Origin of the sequence: Jiangella alkaliphila (assembly GCF_900105925.1) — a bacterium.
Lineage (GTDB): Bacteria > Actinomycetota > Actinomycetes > Jiangellales > Jiangellaceae > Jiangella > Jiangella alkaliphila.
Window position 1 is genome coordinate 7,251,457 of sequence record NZ_LT629791.1, and the last position, 19,633, is coordinate 7,271,089.

The following is a 19,633-nucleotide window of genomic DNA, read 5'->3' on the forward strand; positions in this document are numbered from 1 at the left end:
TCGATGGCCGCGACGTCCGCTCCGCCGGAGCAGTACGTGAGCCGGGTGTGCTTGTTGCCGGCGCCGGTCACCGAGCCGCCCTTCGACGACGAGCTCGGCATCGTCGTCGCCCGCGGCGTCCGGCGGCCGCCGGACGGGCCGCCCGCCCCTGGGACGCCGATTCAGGGCACGCTGCCGCTCGACCTCGTGCCCGACCTCGCCTTCGAGGACTACCTGCAGCCCCTCGACGCCGACGAGCCGGCGGCCGCGGACAGCCTGTGGCTGCGCTACCCCGGCCCCGAGCCGCCTCCCCTCAGGTCGCCGGCGTCCGGCGGCGCGGTGGCGATGCGCGCATCAGGCGCGGGGGCAGAGGCGTCCGCCGGCCGGGCGGCGGCGACAGGAGGCCCACGACGAGGCGGTGCGGGCACCGACGAGCTGCCCGATCCGCGCCGCTGGACCGCCCGGCTGGCCCGATCGGCGCTGGAGTGCCTGCACGGCCGCCGCCCGCTGCAGCAGTTGGTGCGGTGGACCGCCGAGCCCGTGTACCGCGACTTGGCTCGGCGGGCGATCGCCCAGGACGAGGCGCCCGCCGAGCGGCCGCGGATCCGGGCGCTGCGGGTCTGCCGCGTCACCCCCACGGTGGCCGAGGCGAGCGTCGTCGTGCAGTGGGGTGGGGCGGCGCGGGCGGTGGCCGTGCGTCTCGAGGCCGACGACGGCCGGTGGCTGTGCACCGCCTTCGACCTCGTCGAGCCAGGCCCGCCGCGCCGCGCCGGCCGCCGTCGAGGAAGCAGCGGCGACCGGCGCGATGCGAAGGGTCAGCGGGCGGCCCAGGCCTCCTCGAACGCGTCGGCGTAACCCGCCTGGCCGTTCACCGTCGGGTGGAAGGAGTCACGCACGAAGGACGACACGATGTCCCACTGCGGCTGGTACGGCGACCCGCTGGCGGTCGCAGTCGCGGTCGTCGGCTCGGTCGAGTCGGTCCAGGAGATCTTCAGGCCGTAGAGCCAGTCGCCGGACGCGTTGGCGCACGCCTCGTGCCCGTTGAACACCGCCGCGACCTCGTCGGACGCCGACTCGACGCCGGCTTCGGCGGCGGCGTTGTCGATGACGTCGTTGAGCAGGACGCCGAGACGGCGGAGCATCTGCCGCTCGGAGTCGGACAGCAGGCCGGTCAGCGCCGGGCAGTCGTCGCGGACCGCGGGGTCGGGGACGAGCATCGGGTACCCGCCGACGATCACCTCGTCGCCGGGCGCGGCCGCCTGCACGGAGTCGTACAGCTGGACCAGTGGCTGGTGCAGGCTGTTGATCAACGTCGTCAGCTCGGCCTCGCGGCGGGTGCAGGAGAAGAACGACGTGAGGCAGTTGATCAGCTCGTCGGCGAACCCGGCGTCGTTGCCGCCGACGGTGACGGTGATCAGCCGATCGCCGGCGCCGGGGATCGCCGCCAACTGCTGCACCTGCTGTGTCAGCTCCGGGATCGCGGCGCCCGAGCAGGCCAGCAGCGTCCGGTCGGTCACGGCGCTGCCGAAGATCAGGTTGTTCCAGGCCTGCGGCGTCCGGTCACAGTCGTCGACGTAGCCGCCGGCGCCGAGGCCGGACGAATACGAGTCGCCCAGGGTGATGACGGCCGACGGCGTGTCGGCCGCCGACTCCGCCGTCGTTTCCGTCGCCGACGCGTCCGCCGCCGCGCCGAGGGCCGCCCCCACCAGCACGACGGCCGCCACGCAGAGCGTGACGGCCGTTCTGGTGAGTGATCGAGGGGATCGTTGCTGGTGGTGGCTGGTCGAGGTCAGAGTCATGTGCGCTGCGCGGCCGGTAGCGGCCGCTCCTCCCATCCGCCGTCCGGGGAATGTGACACTCGGCATCACCAAGCGTCACAAAGGACGATAGCGGACGGAAACCGTATGCGGGACACATTTCCCGCCAACAACGTCTGACGGGCGGTGCAACGGCGTGACAACGCCCCTGCACCGCCCGTCAGCGAACGAGCGAAGACCCCCGGCAGTCAGTTCGCCGACTGCTCCGAGCTCTGCGACGCGTGCCGCGGGTCGCCGTGGCAGCGCTTGAACTTCTTCCCCGAGCCGCACGGGCACAGGGCGTTGCGCGACACGTTGCTGAAGTCGATCTCGCCGTCGTCGGCCGACGCGGCGTGCGTGCCTCGCTCGCCGTTGGCGCCGGACGCCACAGCGGCGCCCGCACCGGCCGCACCCGCCGCTGCGGCCTGGCCGCCGCCACGGGCCGCCGCCGGACGCACCTGCTCGACCCGGCGCTGCACGGTTGCGTCGCCGTCGACCGTGGGCGCGGTGTACTGGAGCTGCTGCGGCCGCTGCGCCCCGCCGAGGCCCTTGGCCTGCACCACCGGCGCACCGGGCGCGGTGGGCGTCGCGGCGCCGTCGCCCGGAGCCTGCACCTGGACCTCCAGGTTGAACACCAGGCCGACGGACTCTTCCTTGATGGCGTCCATCATGGCGACGAACAGGTCGTAGCCCTCGTTCTGGTACTCGACCAGCGGCTGCTTCTGGGCGAACGCCCGCAGGCCGATGCCCTCACGCAGATAGTCCATCTCGTAGAGGTGCTCGCGCCACTTGCGGTCGAGCACGGTCAGCAGCACCCGGCGCTCGAGCTCGCGCATGACGTCGGTGGTGAGGCCGTCCTCGCGGGCCTGGAGCGCGACATGCGCGTCCTCGATCAGCCGTTCGGTGAGCCCGGCAGGGGTCAGCGCGTTGCGGCCGCCGGCCTCCTGCTCGACCTCCTCGACGGTGACGCCGACCGGGTACAGCGTCTTGAGCGCCGTCCACAGCTGGTCGAGGTCCCAGTGCTCGGGGTAGCTGCCGGCCGTGGCGCCCTGGACGTACGCGGTGACGGCGTCGTCGAGCATGCCGGTGACCTGCTCGTGCAGGTCTTCACCGTGCAGAACCCGGACGCGCTCGTCGTAGATGACCATGCGCTGGCGGTTGAGGACGTCGTCGTACTTGAGGACGTCTTTGCGCATCTCGAAGTTCTGCGCCTCGCGCTGCGTCTGCGCGCTCTTGACGGCGTTGCTGACCCGCTTGTGCGAGATGGGGACGTCGTCGGGCTGGTTGAACGTCCGCATGATCATCTCGACCCACTCGCTCTTGAACAACCGCATGAGGTCGTCCTGCAGCGAGAGGTAGAACCGCGACTCACCCGGGTCGCCCTGCCGGCCGGACCGGCCACGCAGCTGGTTGTCGATGCGGCGGGACTCGTGCCGCTCGGTGCCCAGCACATAGAGCCCGCCGAGCGAACGGACCTCGTCGCGCTCGGCCGAGACCTGCGCGTCGAGCTTCTCGAGAATGGCGATCTCGGCGGCGTTGTACTCGTCGGCGTCCTCGATGGGGTCCAGCCCGCGCTGCTTCAGCTCGGCCTGCGCCATGAACTCGTGGTTGCCGCCCAGCATGATGTCGGTACCACGACCGGCCATGTTGGTGGCGACGGTGACCGCGCCCTTCCGGCCGGCCTGCGCGACGATGGCGGCCTCGCGATCGTGCTGCTTGGCGTTGAGGACCTCGTGCGGGACGCCGCGCTTGCGCAGCAGCTGCGACAGGCGCTCGGACTTCTCGACGCTGGTGGTGCCGACAAGGACCGGCTGGCCCTTCTGGTGCCGTTCGACGAGGTCCTCGACGACCGCGTCGAACTTGGCCTCCTCGGTACGGTAGATCTCGTCGTCCTCGTCGAGGCGCGCCAGCGGGCGGTTCGACGGGATGGGCACGACGCCGAGGCCGTAGATCTTGTCGAACTCGGCGGCCTCGGTCACGGCCGTACCGGTCATGCCCGAGAGCTTGTCGTAGAGGCGGAAGAAGTTCTGCAGGGTGATGGTCGCCAGGGTCTGGTTCTCCTGCTTGATCTCCACCCCTTCCTTCGCCTCGATGGCCTGGTGCATGCCCTCGTTGTAGCGGCGCCCGCCGAGGATGCGGCCGGTGTGCTCGTCGACGATGAGCACCTCGCCGTCCTTGACGACGTACTCCTTGTCGCGCCGGTACAGCTCCTTGGCCTTGATGGAGTTGTTGAGGTACTGGATCAGCGGGGTGTTGGCGCTCTCGTAGAGGTTGTCGATGCCGAGCCAGTCCTCGACCCGCTCGATGCCGGGCTCGAGGACGCCGACGGTGCGCTTCTTCTCGTCGACCTCGTAGTCGGTGTCGCGGCGCAGGCGCTGCGCGATCTTCGAGAACTCGGTGTACCAGCGGGTCGGCTGGTCGGCCGGGCCGGAGATGATGAGCGGTGTGCGGGCTTCGTCGATGAGGATGGAGTCGACCTCGTCGACGATGGCGTAGCTGTGACCGCGCTGCACCTGGTCCTCGACCCGCTGCGCCATGTTGTCGCGCAGGTAGTCGAAGCCGAACTCGTTGTTGGTGCCGTACGTGATGTCGGCGGCGTAGGCCTCGCGGCGCTGGGCCGGCGTCAGGCCGTTGAGGATGACGCCCACCTCGAGCCCCAGGAAGCGGTGGATGCGGCCCATCCACTCCGCGTGGTAGCGGGCCAGGTAGTCGTTGACGGTGACGATGTGCACGCCCTTGCCCGCGAGCGCGTTGAGGTACGACGGCAGCGTGGCGACCAGCGTCTTACCCTCACCGGTCTTCATCTCGGCGATGTTGCCGAGGTGCAGCGCCGCGCCGCCCATGACCTGGACGTCGTAGGGCCGCTGGCCGATGACCCGGCGAGCCGCCTCGCGTACCGTCGCGAACGCCTCGGGCAGCAGGTCGTCGATGGTCTCGCCGTCGGCGAGCCGCTTGCGGTACTCGTCGGTCAGGCCACGCAGGTCGTCGTCGGACATCGAGGTGAAGTCGTCCTCGATGCTGTTCACCTGTTTGACGATCGCCTCGAGGCGCTTGACGATCTTGCCCTCACCGGCACGGAGGATCTTGTCGAGCAGAACAGGCACGCGGGTCAACTCCTATGCAGCGGGCTTGGGCGTTCGTCGCGCCCGGTGGCTCCGGGGGAGGTACAGAGGCTCCGTCGACCCATGGTACGTCGGGTCACGGAAAAGATAACGACTCGACCTCGATGCGCGGCAGCGGGCAGGATGCAAGGCGTGCAACCGTTCGAGCTCCGTGGCGAGCGCCTGCTGCTCGCGGTGCCGGTGGCCGCCGACATCGACCGCATCACCGAGCTGTGCCAGGACCCCGAGATCCAGCGCTGGACCACGCTGCCCTCGCCCTACACGCACGAACACGCGAAGGGCTTCGTCGAGGACATCGTGCCCGGCGGCTGGGAGACCGAGAAGGACCTCGTCTGGGCCATCCGCTCGCCGGAGGACCGTGTCGCGCTCGGGATGATCGGCCTGCGCGCGCGGGGCGACGGCGCCGCCGAGATCGGCTACTGGGTGGGGCCGGAGGCGCGCGGCAGCCGGCTGGTGTCGCGGGCGGTCCGGCTGGTGGCCGAGTACGCGTTCGCCGACGTCGGGCCCGGGCTGACGCACCTGCTCTGGCGGGCCGTCGCCGGGAACTGGGCGTCGCGGCGGGTGGCGTGGGCGTGCGGGTTCCGAATCGAGGGCAAGGTCCGCGGCGGCATCGCCCAGCGCGGCGTCCGCCGGGACACCTGGGTGGCGACGCTGGCGGCCGGCGAGCCGATGCGCCCCGTGTCGCCGTGGCTGGACGTCCCGACGCTGACCGGCTCGCGGGTGGCGCTGCGCCGGTTCGCGGAGTCCGACGCCGCCGCCGTCGTCGAGGCGTGCAACGACCCCGTCACACAGCACTGGCTGGGCGGGCTGCCGTCGCCGTACACGCGCGACATCGCGCGCGCCTACATCCGCGACCGCGAGGAGGAGGCGGCCGCCGGACGGGGCGTCCACTGGGCGGCGGCGCTGCCCGAGGGCGGGCCGGCGATCGGGGCGTTCTCGCTGATGGGCCTGCTGACGCACGACGGCGGTGCGGAGATCGGCTATTGGGTGCACCCGGCGGCGCGCGGCCGCGGCGTGGCGACTGAGGCCGTCGGGCTGATGGCGCGGCACGCGTTCGCGCCGGTGCAGTCGGGCGGACTGGGGCTGCGGCGCCTGGTGATCGCCCACGTGACCGGCAACGACGCGTCGCGCAAGGTGATGGAGCGGGCCGGCTTCCGGCCGTCGGGCGTGGAGCGGGCGGGCGAGCGGATCCGCGGCGGCATCGTCCTCGACCTGCACTGGTACGACCTGCTCTCCGACGACCCGCTCCCCTGACGCCACCCCCGAACCGCATCATGCGCCCCAGGCGCCCGAGGCCCGAGGCCCGAGGCCCGAGGCCCGAGTTGATCTTGGACTTCTTCGGCAATTGCGGTCCGAAATGCCCGTTAGATGGCCGAACGACTCCAAGATCAACTTCGGGGCGGGCGGCGCGTGGCGGTCAACCGGCACGCCGCGCGGTCGTCAGGCGGCGGCGCGCTGGAGGGCCTCCTGGAGCGGCGTGGCGAGGTCGCCGCGGCCGGTGGTCGTCACGCCGGAGAGGCCGAGCCACCCGGCCAGCGACACGAGCTCGTCGGCCAGTTCCTCAGGAGTGTCGGCCGGCGAGCCGGGCTCGCCCCAGGCCGACTGCACCAGCAGCACGCCGGCCTGACGGTCGGCCTTGAGGTCGACCCGGGCCACCAGGGCGTCGCCGAGCAGGAACGGCAGCACGTAGTAGCCATGCACCCGTTTGTCGGGCGGAACATAGATCTCCAGCCGGTACCGGAAGCCGAACAGCGCCTCGGTGCGGGCGCGTTCCCAGATCAGCGAGTCGAACGGGCTCAGCAGCGCCCGGGCGTCGACCCGGCGCGGCACGCGGGCGTCGCGGTGGAGGTAGGCGGGGCGCTTCCAGCCGTCGACCGTGACGGGCAGCAGCTCACCGGCGTCGACGAGGTCGGCGATGGCGGCCTTGGCGCCGGCGACCGGGAGGCGGAAGTAGTCGCGCAGGCACTGCTCGGACCCGACGCCGTGGGCGCGGGCGGCGATGCGGACCAGCTCGCGGTGCGACTCTTCCGGCGTCGGGGTGGGGACGGCCAGGACGTCGCGCGGCAGCACCCGCTCGGGGATGTCGTAGAGCCGGGCGAACGCGCCGTTACGGCCGGCCGCGGTGACCTCGCCGGCCCAGAACAGGTACTCGATCGCCTTCTTGACCTCGGACCAGTTCCAGCCCCAGTTGTCCTTCGCCCGCGGCGCGTCGTCCTCGATCTCGCCGGCCGTGACCGGGCCCAGCCGCTTCACCTCGTCGCGCACCCAGGCGACGAACTCGGGCCGCTCGCGGACCATGCGGACCATGCCGCCCCACGCGGCCTCGTCGGCCCGGGCCATGCGGGCGCGCAGGTACGGCTGGGTGCGGACGGGCAGCAAGGACGCCTCGTGCGCCCAGTACTCGAACAGCATGCGCGGTGACTTGTTGGCGGCGCGGTCGACCTCGGCGCGCGGATAGGGCCCGAGCCGGCTGAAGAACGGCAGGTAGTGCGAGCGCGAGAGCACATTGACGGAGTCGATCTGCACCACGCCGACGCGGTCGACGACGCGGCGGACGGCCCGCCGGTCGGGACTCGGCGGCCGTGGGTCGGCGAACCCCTGGGCGGCGAGCGCCACGCGCCGGGCCGCCGCGTTGGTCAGCTTCTCTCGTCGGGCCATGGCGCGAAGTTATCAGCGCGTACCGACAGGGTCGGGGTGGTCCGGAACGGCCATCGGCACGCCCTCGGTGAGGACGTGCCGATGCGGGTCGGGCCGGGTCAGACGTCGAGACGGATGACGCCGTAGTCGTAGCCGCGGCGCCGGTAGACAACGCTGGGCATCTTGGACTCGGCGTCGACGTACAGGTAGAAGTCGTGGCCGACCAGTTCCATCTCGTAGAGCGCTTGGTCGAGCGTCATCGGCTCGGCGCGGTGGGTCTTCTCACGGACCACCATGGGGCCGGTGTCGGGGACGGCGTAGGGATCGGGCGCGTCCTCGAGTGCGGTGACGGCCGTAGCGGCCGGTGCCGCGGACGCGGCGGGCGACGGCTGCGCCGGGATGGCGGCGCCGTCGAGCCCGGCGGTGGCCGCGGCGACGGAGATGGGCGTGCGGTTGCCCCGGTGGACGCGGCGGCGGTCGGCGGCCTTGCGCAGCCGGGCGACGAGCTTGTCGGTGGCGAGGTCGAGCGCGACGTACCGGTCGGCGGCGGCCGCCTCGGCCCGGATGACCGGACCCTTCGAGTGCAGGGTCAGTTGGACCCGTTCGGACTGGTCGGCCTGTCGAGGGTTGGCCTCGGCCGAGATCTCGACGTCCACGCGGATGACCTTGTGGGCGATCTTGTCGAGTTTGGAGAGCTTCTCCGCGACGTGGCTACGGAACCGCTCCGGCACGGTCGTGTGACGGCCCTTGATGACGATATCCACTCGAAACCTCCCGGTCGTCGTGGGTCAGACGGTCGAGCAGCACCCGCGCGCTCAGGGGACCGGGGTTCGCACCCGGCCTTCCTCGTGGGGTCGAGGATCGACAATGGGTGCCATGCACAAACGTTAGCCGTTCGTCGCCTTTCGTACACGTGGAACCGCCCGATTTCTGCTAACCGCGGCGGACGTCACACCACCGCGATCACCGCCGCCCCGCATGGGCGCACGCCGGCGGCCTCGAGCGCCCGGGCGCTCTCACGCAGCGTCGCCCCGCTGGTCACGATGTCGTCGACGAGGACGACGCAGCAGCCGTGCGTCGCGCGGTTCGCGGTCCTGGTGGCGACGAGCGAGCCGTGCAGGTTGTCCTCACGTTCGCGCCGGTCGAGGCCGGCCTGATCGGCCACCCGCCGCCCGTGGCGCAACCCGGCGACGACGATGGCCTGCTGGCCGGACCGCTGGAGGGTCGCCGCGGCCCGGCGCGCCGACCTCAGGAGGGGGTCGTGGCCACGGCGGCGCACCGCCGAGGGCGCCGACGGGACCGGGACCAGCGCGACGGCGCGGTCGCCATGGGCGGGATCGCCGCGGACCGGGATGTCGGAGTCTGCGGCGTGGCAGGGGGCGTCGGTGGCGAGCAGGGCGGTGACGGCGACGGCGAGGGCGTCGCCGAGAGGGGTGGCCAGCGGCAGGCGTCCGCGCTCCTTGTGCTCGATGATCGCGGCACGGACCGCGCCGGCGTAGGCCGCGGCGCCGGCCAGCGGGAGGTCGGGCCGGCCGGGGACCGTCGCGGCGCGCGTTGCCGGACCCAGCAGCGCGGCACGGCAGGACGGGCAGAGCAAGCCCGGATGCTCACCGCAGCCGGCGCAGGCGCAGCCGAGGGCGAGGTCAGCGGCCGCCTGACCGAGGCGGCGGAAGGCCTGGCGCACGCGGGCGACGATGTGACGCAGGCGGGCGAGCCCGCGCCGTCCGGCCGGTGCGGAGGAGACGGCGCCACGGCCGGGCGGAGCGGCGGCGGAGTCGGCGAAAACGATCATGGAACCAGCATGCACCATGGGTCCGACAAGGTCGGATCACGCCGGCCGCGGGAGGGCGAAGCGGCTGGTCAGCCGGGGTAGGCGGGACTGCGGGCGGGACCGATCTCCGTCCACGCGTTGCTGGACCGCTGCACGTACAGCACGCCGTCGCCGGACTCGAGGACGACGGGCAGGCCGGCGGCGGCGCCGACCCGCGAGGCATTCCCCGCGGGGAGGCCGCCGCGCGGGAGGGTCTCCTGGCCGGACAGCGCCGCGTGGAAGGGCTGCACCGCCTCACCCGCGCTCGACTCGGTCCGGAGGAGGATGACGACGGTGTCGGCGGCGCTCCAGGACGGGCTGGAGGAGCTCCACGCGACGTCGATGGCGACGCCCTCGGGGCCGATCGGCTGCGGACGAGCGTCGATGCGGATCGCGGCGTCGTTGTCGGCGTCGCGGACGACGTTGGCGACCAGCGCCTCGCCCCCGACCATGACCAGCGCGACCCGGGTGCCGTCAGGCGAGATGGCGAGACGGTCGACGTCGCCGGTGAGGCTGGAGGCGTCGACGGCGACGGGCTGGCCGTCGGGGCGGACGACGACGATGCCGGGGCCCTCGGCGCCGTGATCGACGGCCCAGACCAGGTCGGTGCGGTCCCAGGCCGGCGAGACGAGGTCGGCGCCTTGGAAGAGGGTCTCGAGCGGCTCGTCCTCGCCGAACGAGGCGGCCTGCAGGGTGGTCCCGTCGGCGCTGATCACGACGCCGCGGTTGGCCGCCAGGTTCACCGCCACCTCGCTCGCGCCGGCCTGCTGGCCCAGCGGGCCGGGGACGGGCGTCATCTCACCGTCGGACACGGACACGACGCCGGTCTCGCCGATCGCGTACAGCGGCGTGCCGGACGGCAGCACGGACGGGTCGTACCCGCTCAGCGGCGGGGCGTCCGGCGACAGCGGATCGCCCTGGATCAGCCGCACGCCGTCGACCTGGACGTCGACGCTCTCGACCTCGGGCAGCACGCCGAGCGTCCACGCGAGCTGCGCGACCATCCGCTCGCGCGCCTCCTCATCGGCCAGCGCCGCGTCCGAGCTCAGCCGGATCGTCGCCACGCCGTTGTCGACGGGGACGGCGTCGATGCTCAGCTGCGCGCCGTCGGGGAAGGCCGTGGCGACGGCCGGCGCCAGCCACTCCGTCGGGCCGCTCAGCACCTTGCGGGCCAGCAGCGTCGCGGTCGCGTCGTTGGCGGTGCGCGGCAGGTAGACGACGTCGGGCACCAGCACCTCGAAGCCCGGGTCGAAGAAGTACACGTTGCGGGCCTGGTACTCGCGCTCGAAGCTGAAGTCGGAGATCAGGATGCCCGGCGGCGGGTTGGCGATGCGCCACTCGCCGTCGACCTGCTGCAGTTGCAGGTCGAACTCCGGCGGCTGCGTCGGGTCGGGGTTCTCGGTGAACGCGCCGTCGGCGCCGACCTCGCCGCGCGGCGTCGTCCGCACATGGACGGTGTTCTCGCTGAGCGGTTCGACCACTGGGTTGGCCTCGTAGTGCACCGCGACCCGGGCGGACGGGTCCCAGTCCGCGGCGGCCTCGTCGGTGAGGTACTCGCGGGCGGTCTCGTAGCCGGGCTGGTACGAGGCCATCGCCTGGAGGAACCCGTCGACGATCTGCTGCGGCGTCATGCCTGGCAGCGGTGGTGCCTCGATGACCTCGATGTAGCGGTCCTGCTCGTCCGGCTGTGGGGCACCCGCGTCGAGCACCGGACCGGACGTCGGGATCTCGCTGCACCCGGCGACGACGGCGGCGGTGGCCAGCACAGCGACGGTGAGGGCGACGCGGCTACGCATGCCGGCCCACCTCCTCCGCCGACGCGGACGCGGACGGCGCCGCCGGCGCGGGCTCGACCTCGGGCGGCGCCGCCGACGTGACAGGCGAGTCGCTCTCGGCCGGGACGATGCGGCGGTACGGCGCCCCGATGGCGCTGGCGTCGACCAGCCCGCCGTCGCGGACGTCCTCCGGGACCAGCGCCAGCGGCGACGAGCGCAGGTCGTCGCCGGCCAGCCGCGGCACCGTGAGCCGGAACTGCGACCCCTCGCCGGGCTCGCCCCACACCTGCAGCCAGCCGCCGTGCAGCCGGGCGTCCTCCAGCGCGATGGACAGCCCGAGCCCGGTACCGCCGGTGGTCCGCGCCCGGGCCGGGTCGGCGCGCCAGAACCGGTGGAAGACCAGCGACGACTCGCCCGGCTTCAGGCCGACGCCGTGGTCGCGGACGGTGACGGCGACGGCGTGGTCGTCGGCGGCGACGGTGACGCGGACGTCGTGGCCCTCGCCGTGCTCGACGGCGTTGACGACGAGGTTGCGGACGATGCGCTCGATGCGCCGGGCGTCGATCTCGGCCATCGCCGGCTCGACCGGCACGTCGACGACCAGCTCGCTGCCCTTCTCGACGGCCAGCGGCGTGGCGGCGTCGACGACCTTGTGCACGACGTCGCGGACGTCGTACCGCTCGGAGTTGAGCGCGGCGGCGCCGGCGTCGAACCGGCTGATCTCCAGCAGGTCGGTGAGCAGCGCCTCGAACCGGTCCAGCTGGGCCTGCAGCAGCTCGACCGAGCGCTCGGTGATGGGGTCGAACTGGCCGCGCGACTCGTACAGGACGTCCGCGGCCATACGCACCGTCGTCAGCGGCGTGCGCAGCTCGTGCGAGACGTCGGAGACGAACTGCTGCTGCATACGCGACAGATCCTCGAGCTGGCCGATCTGGTGCTGCAGGCTGGCCGCCATCTGGTTGAAGCTCATCGCCAGCCGGGCGAGGTCGTCGCGGCCGCGGACGGCCATGCGCTCGGCCAGGTTGCCGGCCGAGAACCGCTCCGCGATGCGCGCCGCCAGCCGGACCGGCGTCACGACCTGTCGTGCGACCAGCCAGGCCAGCGCGCACAGCAGCACGATCAGCAGCACGCCGGCCGTCGCCAGCGCCGTCAGGACGAGGTCGATGGTCTGCTGCTGCTCGGTCAGCGGGAACAGGTAGTACAGCTCGTAGTCGCCGCCGTACGGGTCGGTGATCTGCCCGCCGACCGCCAGGCCGGGCACCTCTCGGCCGTCGAGGTAGCGCATCGACGTGTACGTACGGAAGATCCGCTCCTCGTCGGCGACCCGCTCGCGCAGGGCGTCGGGAACGCTCAGCGGGCTGACGGCGGAACGGTACGTCCGCGCGCCCTCGCCGCCGAGCACGACGATCTCGTACAGCGGGTCGCTCGCGGCGGACGTGTTGCCGCTGGCCGCGAGCGTCTCGACGATGCTCGTCAGCGTCTGCCGCAGCTCGTCGGGTGGGCGGTCGGAGACCGCGAGCGTGCGCTGGGCGCTGTCGACGCCCGCGGCGGCGTCGGCGACGGCCGCGTCGGCGTGCGCCTGCAGCAGCCCGTCGGTGATCTGCCGCGACAGCGTCACGCCCAGCAGCGACACGACGACCAGCGACAGCGCCAGCGTCGCCGTGATGACCCGCAGCTGGATCGAGCGCCGCCAAGCGCCGCGGACCAGCCGCCACGGCCGCATCGCCCACTGGGCCAGGCGCGGCAGGAACCGCGACAGCGCGTCGGCGCCCGCCGCCGCGCCGTCCCCGCTGACGGGACCGATCATCCGCTCACCCAGGTCCGGCCTTGTACCCCACACCACGGACGGTCACGACGATCTCGGGTCGTTCGGGGTCGTGCTCGATCTTCGAGCGCAGCCGCTGGACGTGCACGTTGACCAGCCGGGTGTCGGTGGCGTGGCGGTAGCCCCACACCTTCTCGAGCAGCTCCTCGCGGGTGAACACCTGCCACGGGCGCCGGGCCAGGCAGGCGAGCAGGTCGAACTCGAGCGGCGTCAGCGAGATCGGCTGACCGTCGCGCTTGACCGAGTGACCGGCGACGTCGATGACGACGTCACCGACCTGCAGCGTCTCGGGCTTCGGGTCGTCGGTGCGGCGCAACCGGGCGCGCACACGCGCGACCAGTTCCTTCGGCTTGAACGGCTTGACGACGTAGTCGTCGGCGCCCGACTCGAGGCCCACGACGATGTCGACGGTGTCGCTCTTGGCAGTGAGCATGACGATCGGCACGCCGGACTCGGCGCGGATCTCCTTGCAGACGTCGATGCCGTCGCGGCCGGGGAGCATCAGGTCGAGCAGCACGAGGTCCGGCTTGAACTCCCGGAAGGCGGGAAGTACGTCGTCGCCGCGCGTGATGATCGCGTGCTCGTACCCCTCACCGCGCAGCACGATCCCGAGCATCTCCGCCAACGCGGTGTCGTCGTCGACGATGAGCACACGTCCCTTCATGTCCATATCGTGACACCGAAGAGGCCTCAGAGTGAAAAAGTCGCTCATCAGCGTGCCTCCGGGACGCTCCGGTGGGTCGTCTGAGTGTCGTCGCGGGACGTGACAGGATTGAGCTGAGACCGGCGTGTCCGCGGGTCGCAGGCACGCGGCGGCGACGGCCGGGAACGGCCGGCCGGTGCGGAAGAAGGGAGCCCGATGTCCGGGATCGCGGGGTCGCCTCCGCCGGATGACGACGCGGCGCGCGACGACACCGCGCCCGCTTCCGGCGACGACGCGGCCCGCGCGCAGCCGAGTCCGGCCGACGGTCCGCCGGAGCCGCCGCCATATCCGGGCTGGTCGCCGCAGCAGCCGGGCGCGGCGGGCGGCGCCGGGACGAGCGGGCCGGGCGCTGGAGCACCGGGTGACCAGGGCGGCGACGCGCCGGGCGATCCGGGTCGCGGCTGGAACACCGGCGGCTGGGATCAGCCCCGCGGCCAGCAGGGCTGGCAGCAGCCGACCGCGAGCCGGCCGGGTGGCTGGGACCGGCCCGGCGGACCCACGTACAGCGGCCCGGCCGCCCCCGGCCAGAGCGGTCCAGCCGGCCAGACCGGCCCCGGTGGCCCGGCCGGCGGCTACGGCCCGGGTCCGGCCTACGGACCGGGCGGACCGGGCGGGCCAGCCGCACCGGGCGGCCCCGGCCAGCAGTACGGCCAGGGCTACGGCGCGTGGTCGTCCGGCCCCGGCCCGGCGTGGCAGGCGCCGGACGTGAAGCCGGGGGTGATCCCGCTGCGCCCGCTCGGGGTGACCGAGATCCTCGACGGCGCCATCACGACGATCCGGCGCAACCTCGCCGCCATGCTCGGCCTGTCCGCCGTCGTGGCGGCCGTGACCCAGCTGTTCTTCGGGTTCATCCTGGCCTGGGTGTTCGGCGACAGCATCACGCAGCCCGACCTCGGGCTGTCCGACTCCGAGGCGATCGACGACTTCGCGCAGCGGGTTCCGGCCATCATGGTCGGCTATCTCGTCACGCAGCTCGCGACCGTGTTCCTCACCGGTGTGCTGACGGTCGTCGTCGGGCAGGCGGTGCTGGGCCGCGATCTCACCATCCGCCAGGCCTGGAACTCGTCCAAGGGCAGGATGCTGCGGCTCCTGGGGCTGACGCTGCTCTACACGCTCATCTGGTTCAGCCCGACCATCGGGGTCGTGGTGCTGGCCCTCCTGCTGAGCCTCGTCGGCGGCACGGCCGCGGCGCTGGTCGCCGTGCTCGGCGGGCTGGCGGCCATTCCGCTGACCGTGTGGCTGTACGTCCGCTACGCGCTGTCGATGCCGGCGTTGATGCTCGAGACGACGACCACCGGCGGCGCCACGCGGCCGATCCGCATTCGCGAGGCGCTGCGCCGGTCGGCGGCGCTGGTGACGACGTCGTGGTGGCGGGTGTTCGCCATCCTGCTGCTGATCAGGATCATCGTCTTCCTGATCGAGCAGGTCGTGGCGGTGCCGTTCGGGGTGCCGACGATGCTCGACACCGCCATCAGCGACGAGCCGCTTGCCTGGTACGCCTTGAACACGCTAGCGCTGATGATCGCCGCCGCCATCACCGCCCCGTTCACGGCGGCCGCGGTCGCCCTGCTGTACATCGACCGGCGCATCCGGCGTGAAGGTCTCGACATCGAGCTGGCCCGCGCCGCCGGCGTCGACCTGCACGGCCGCGGCGGCACCGGAGCGCCACCAGGCCCGCCGTGATCACTGCGTCGATCCCGGTCGACCTCGGCCGCGACGAGGCCCGCGACCTCGCCCGGCAGGAGCTCTCGCAGCCGTCCTACGACCGCGACACCCCGATCGTCACGCGGGTGCTGCGCTGGCTCGCCGAGCAGGTCGACCGCATCCTCGACGCCGCCTCCGGCACGCTGTCCAGCCAGGTCGGGCTGGCGATCGTCGTGGCCCTCGCGGTCGGGTTCGCCGCGTTCGTCATCCTGCGGGCCGGGCCGCTCGCCCGCCGCTCCGCCGAGCGGGCCGGCGCCGTCCTGCCCGACCGTCCGCGCAGCGCCGCCGAGTACCGCGCCGCGGCCGACGACGCCGCCGCGCGCGGCGACTGGACCACCGCCGTCATCGAGCGGTTCCGGGCCGTCGTCGCCGGGCTGGAGGAGCGCGGCGTCCTCGACCCGCGGGCCGGCCGCACCGCCGACGAGGCGGCGCGCGAGGCCACCGCCGTCCTCGGCGAGCTGTCGCGGCCCGCCGGCGGCATGCACGCCGGCGCCCGGCTGTTCGACGGCGTCCGCTACGGCGCCGCGGCCGCGACGCAGGACGACGACCGGCTGCTGCGCGACCTCGAGCACGCCGTCGCCGAGGCGAAGCCCCGGCGCGACCCGGCCGACGACGAGCCCGTCCTGGCGGTGCCGCGGTGAGCAGTGCCGTCACCGCGCCGCCTGAGTCGCGGTCGCTCGACCCGACCGGCGCCGACCAGTGGCGGCGTTGGCGCCGGCCGCTCGCCGTTGTGGTGTTGTTGCTGCTCACGGCCGTGATCCTGGGCATCGCGCAGAGCCGGGCCAGCCGCGGCTTCCTCGACCCCGAGGGCGTCGACAACCCCGGCGCGCGGGCGCTGGCGCGGCTGCTGGACGACCAGGGCGTCGACGTCAGGCCGGTGCGGACCAACGCCGACGCCGTGGCGGCCGCGGGCCCCGACGACACCGTGCTGGTGACGGTGCCCGACCTGCTCACGACCGGGCAGATCGACCGCCTCGTCGACACCGGCGCGCGGCTGGTGCTGGTGGCGGCGGAGCTGCGGGCCGCCGACTACGCGCCCGGGCTGTCTGCGGTGCTGGTCGACGAGCCGGGCTCGGTCGAGCCCGAGTGCGACCTGCCGGTCGCCGAGCGCGCGGGGTCGGCGCGGCTGGGCGGGCTCGGCTACGACGGCTCCGTCAGCCGGTCCGCGGGCGCCGCCTGCTACCCCGTCGACGGCGAGCCGGCGCTGGCGGTCACGGCGACCGAGAGCGGCAGCCGGGTCGTGCTGCTCGGCACCGCCGACCCGCTGACCAACGAGCACCTCGACGACGACGGCAACGCCGCGCTGGCGCTGGGGCTGCTCGGCGAGACGGAGCAGCTGGTCTGGTACCGGCCGATCCCGGAGCAGGGCGCCGAGACGCCCGCCGCGTTCACCGACCAGCTGCCCGGCTGGGTCCGGGCCGGCGCCTGGCAGCTGGCGATCGCCGCGCTGCTGGCGGCGCTCTGGCGGGCCCGGCGGCTGGGCCGGCTGGTGCCCGAGCCGCTGCCGGTCGTCGTCCGGGCCAGCGAGACGACCGAGGGACGGGCCCGGCTGTACCGCCGCGGCCGGTCCCGCGAGCACGCCGCCGGCCTGCTGCGCGCGGCCGCGATCCGCCGGCTGGCCGCGACCACCCAGCTGCCCAGCGAGACCGGACCGGGAGCCGTCGACGCCCTGGTCACGACGCTCGCCACTCGCACCGGCCGCCCGGCCGCCGAGATCGCCGCGCTGCTGACCGGCCCGCCGCCGGCCGACGACACCGGCCTGGTGCGGCTGGCCGACGACCTCGACGCCCTGGAGAATGCCGGAGGGTCAGGCAATACCGGCGGGCGATGGGGGGCCGGAGGTCCCCCTGAGCCCTCGGTCCAGGGCGAAAGCCGAAAGGAGAGAGTTCGTGATTCATTGCATGACCCGACTGAATAGGGCTGCCGGTGTCCCCCGGGCCACCCGCACGACGCCCACCGGAAAGGATCCCCGTCCATCGTGACGTTCTCGGCGCAGTCCCCCGCACCCACGTCCGACGCCGCCCGCGCAGCGCTCACCGCCGTCCGCCAGGAGGTCGCGAAGGCCGTCGTCGGGCAGGACGCCGCCGTTAGCGGCCTGGTCATCGGGCTGCTCTGCCGCGGCCATGTGCTCCTCGAGGGCGTGCCCGGCGTCGCGAAGACGCTGCTGGTGCGGGCGCTCGCGGCGACGCTGGAGGTCGAGACGAAGCGGGTGCAGTTCACCCCCGACCTCATGCCCGGCGACATCACCGGCTCGCTGGTCTACGACGCGCGCACGGCGGAGTTCTCCTTCGCCGAGGGCCCGGTCTTCACCAACCTGCTGCTCGCCGACGAGATCAACCGGACGCCGCCGAAGACCCAGGCCGCCCTGCTGGAGGCGATGGAGGAGCGGCAGGTCTCCGTCGACGGCCAGCCGCGCGCGCTGCCCGACCCGTTCCTCGTCGCCGCCACCCAGAACCCGGTCGAGTACGAGGGCACCTACCCGCTGCCCGAGGCGCAGCTGGACCGCTTCCTGCTCAAGCTCACCGTCACGGTGTCCGAGCGCGACGACGAGATCGCCGTGTTGCGCCGGCACGCCGGCGGGTTCGACCCGCGCGACCTCGCGGCGGCCGGCGTCCAGGCGGTCGCCGGCCCGGCCGACCTCGCGGCCGCGCGCGCCGCCGTCACCGCCGTCCGGGTCGATCCCGACGTGCTCGGCTACATCGTCGACGTCTGCCGGGCCACCCGCATGTCGCCGTCGGTGCAGCTGGGCGTCTCGCCGCGTGGCGCGACGGCGCTGCTGAAGACGGCCCGCGCGTGGGCCTGGCTGTCCGGGCGCGGATTCGTGACGCCCGACGACGTCAAGGCGCTGGCCCGGCCGACGCTGCGGCACCGGCTGACGCTGCGGCCCGAGGCCGAGATGGAGGGCGTCACCGCCGACTCCGTGCTCGAGACGGTCCTGGCCACAGTCCCCGTCCCGCGCTGATGGTCCTGACGGGGCGGGCCGCGGCGTTGGCGGCCATCGGCGCGGTGGTCGTCGCGGCCGCGGCGCCGTCATGGGCGGGCGTCCTGGGGGTGACGGCGGTCGTGCTGGCGCTGGCCCTGGTGGACGTGGCACTGGCCGGCTCGCCGCGAGCGCTGCGGCTGTCCCGCGACGGCGACCGCACGGCCCGGCTGGGCACGACGGCGACGGTGCGGCTGAGCGTCCGCAACGACGGCCGCCGCCGGGTCCGCGGCCCGCTGCGCGACGCCTGGCCGCCGTCCGCGGGCGCCGTCGCCGACCGCGTCACCGTCGACCTCCCGGCCGGCGAGCGGCGGCTGATCGAGACCCAGCTGCGGCCCACCCGGCGCGGCGACCGGCCCGCGGACCGGGTGACGGTGCGCAGCCTCGGCCCGCTCGGGCTGGCCGGGCGGCAGGGCTCGCACGCCGTCCCGTGGACCGTGCGGGTGCTGCCGCCGTTCCAGGCCCGCCGGCACCTGCCGTCGCGGCTGGCCCGGCTGCGCGAGATCGACGGCCGGTCGGCGGTGCGCGTCCGCGGCCAGGGCACCGAGTTCGACTCGCTGCGCGAATACGTCCGCGGCGACGACGTCCGGTCCATCGACTGGCGCGCGACCGCCCGGCACGGCGGCGTCGTCGTGCGCACCTGGCGGCCCGAGCGCGACCGGCACGTGCTGGTCGTCCTCGACACCGGCCGCATGTCGGCCGGCCGGGTCGGCGACGAGCCGCGGCTGGACGCCGCCATCGACACCGCGCTGCTGCTCGGCGCCCTGGCCGCCCGCGCCGGCGACCGCGTCGACCTGCTCGCCTTCGACCGCCAGGTCCGCGCCGACGTCGCCCGGCTGGACGCCACCGACGTGCTGCGCCGGATGGTCGGCGCGCTGGCGGTGCTGGAGCCGGAGCTGCTGGAGACCGACTACCGCCGGCTCACCGCCGAGATCCTGACCCGCGCCCGGCAGCACGCGCTGGTCGTCATCGTCACCGGGCTCGACTCCAGCGCCGTCGAGCTGGGACTGCTGCCCGTGATCGAACGACTGACCCGGCGACACACCGTCCTCGTCGCCTCGGTGGCCGACCCGCGACTGGCCGAGCTGGCGACCGCCCGGGGCGACTCCGACGCCGTCTACGCCGCTGCCGCCGCCGAGCACGACCGGCTGGCCCGTACGCAGGTGGCGGAGCTACTCTCCCGCCGAGGTGTCCACGTCGTCGATCAACCGCCGGCCGATCTCCCGCCCGCCGTCGCCGACGCTTACCTGGAGTTGAAGGCCAGTGGGCGGCTTTGATGCTGGTTTCGCCGGTGAGTTTGCC

General features: G+C 73.6%; 15 protein-coding genes. 7 read left to right on the forward strand and 8 right to left on the reverse strand.

Annotated features, from left to right (window positions below):
• The first annotated feature begins 3 nt into the window (after positions 1-3).
• Positions 4-834, forward strand: a complete 831-nt coding sequence (locus tag BLV05_RS33420) for an Rv3235 family protein (protein WP_052762604.1) — start codon at positions 4-6, stop codon at positions 832-834.
• Here the strand turns inward: BLV05_RS33420 and BLV05_RS33425 are convergent.
• Together BLV05_RS33425 and secA are read right to left on the reverse strand one after the other, a co-directional pair.
• A complete protein-coding gene (locus tag BLV05_RS33425; RefSeq protein ID WP_160312758.1) occupies positions 795-1,778 on the reverse strand; it encodes an SGNH/GDSL hydrolase family protein in 984 nt (327 codons plus the stop codon). The two genes, BLV05_RS33420 and BLV05_RS33425, sit on opposite strands and share 40 nt — an antisense overlap.
• A gap of 206 nt (positions 1,779-1,984) precedes the next feature.
• A complete protein-coding gene (gene secA, locus BLV05_RS33430; protein WP_046769634.1) occupies positions 1,985-4,879 on the reverse strand; it encodes a preprotein translocase subunit SecA in 2,895 nt (964 codons plus the stop codon).
• A gap of 150 nt (positions 4,880-5,029) precedes the next feature.
• Between secA and BLV05_RS33435 the strand changes: the two genes are divergently transcribed.
• Positions 5,030-6,151 carry a GNAT family N-acetyltransferase gene (locus tag BLV05_RS33435; RefSeq protein WP_046769648.1) on the forward strand — a complete coding sequence of 374 codons (1,122 nt, stop codon included), beginning with the start codon at positions 5,030-5,032 and terminating at the stop codon, positions 6,149-6,151.
• 186 nt (positions 6,152-6,337) lie between these two features.
• Here the strand turns inward: BLV05_RS33435 and BLV05_RS33440 are convergent, their stop codons facing one another.
• From BLV05_RS33440 to mtrA, 6 genes are all read right to left on the reverse strand, one after another.
• Positions 6,338-7,555 carry a winged helix-turn-helix domain-containing protein gene (locus tag BLV05_RS33440; protein WP_046769635.1) on the reverse strand — a complete coding sequence of 406 codons (1,218 nt, stop codon included), beginning with the start codon at positions 7,553-7,555 and terminating at the stop codon, positions 6,338-6,340.
• 98 nt (positions 7,556-7,653) lie between these two features.
• Entirely contained in the window at positions 7,654-8,298 is a 645-nt protein-coding gene (gene hpf, locus BLV05_RS33445) for a ribosome hibernation-promoting factor, HPF/YfiA family (RefSeq protein ID WP_046769636.1), read from the reverse strand.
• A 185-nt stretch (positions 8,299-8,483) separates the two neighbouring features.
• Positions 8,484-9,326 (reverse strand): ComF family protein, encoded by an 843-nt coding sequence (locus tag BLV05_RS33450; RefSeq protein WP_052762606.1) that lies wholly within the window; start codon positions 9,324-9,326, stop codon positions 8,484-8,486.
• Between the two features lie 68 nt (positions 9,327-9,394).
• Positions 9,395-11,140, reverse strand: a complete 1,746-nt coding sequence (locus tag BLV05_RS33455; RefSeq protein ID WP_046769637.1) for an LpqB family beta-propeller domain-containing protein — start codon at positions 11,138-11,140, stop codon at positions 9,395-9,397.
• Positions 11,133-12,926, reverse strand: a complete 1,794-nt coding sequence (gene mtrB / locus BLV05_RS33460; RefSeq protein WP_052762607.1) for an MtrAB system histidine kinase MtrB — start codon at positions 12,924-12,926, stop codon at positions 11,133-11,135. The genes BLV05_RS33455 and mtrB overlap by 8 nt, the downstream gene beginning before the upstream one ends.
• A gap of 4 nt (positions 12,927-12,930) precedes the next feature.
• Entirely contained in the window at positions 12,931-13,608 is a 678-nt protein-coding gene (gene mtrA, locus BLV05_RS33465; RefSeq protein WP_046769651.1) for an MtrAB system response regulator MtrA, read from the reverse strand.
• Positions 13,609-13,803: 195 nt separating this feature from the next.
• Here mtrA and BLV05_RS33470 point away from each other — a divergent pair, with 195 nt between their 5' ends.
• Genes BLV05_RS33470 through BLV05_RS33490 form a run of 5 tightly spaced genes read left to right on the forward strand, consistent with a single transcriptional unit; the run spans position 13,804 to position 19,608 of the window.
• Positions 13,804-15,330, forward strand: coding sequence for a hypothetical protein (locus BLV05_RS33470; RefSeq protein ID WP_052762608.1), 1,527 nt, complete (start codon positions 13,804-13,806; stop codon positions 15,328-15,330).
• Entirely contained in the window at positions 15,327-15,992 is a 666-nt protein-coding gene (locus tag BLV05_RS33475; RefSeq protein WP_046769638.1) for a DUF4129 domain-containing protein, read from the forward strand. Before BLV05_RS33470 ends, BLV05_RS33475 begins: the two co-directional genes overlap by 4 nt.
• Positions 15,989-17,269, forward strand: coding sequence for a DUF4350 domain-containing protein (locus BLV05_RS33480; RefSeq protein ID WP_052762609.1), 1,281 nt, complete (start codon positions 15,989-15,991; stop codon positions 17,267-17,269). The genes BLV05_RS33475 and BLV05_RS33480 overlap by 4 nt, the downstream gene beginning before the upstream one ends.
• Positions 17,270-17,329: 60 nt before the next feature.
• On the forward strand, positions 17,330-18,313 hold the full coding sequence (locus BLV05_RS33485) for an AAA family ATPase (RefSeq protein WP_231948653.1): 984 nt from the start codon (positions 17,330-17,332) through the stop codon (positions 18,311-18,313).
• Complete coding sequence (locus BLV05_RS33490) at positions 18,313-19,608, forward strand: DUF58 domain-containing protein (protein WP_046769640.1); 1,296 nt, start codon at positions 18,313-18,315, stop codon at positions 19,606-19,608. Before BLV05_RS33485 ends, BLV05_RS33490 begins: the two co-directional genes overlap by 1 nt.
• Positions 19,609-19,633 lie beyond the last annotated feature (25 nt).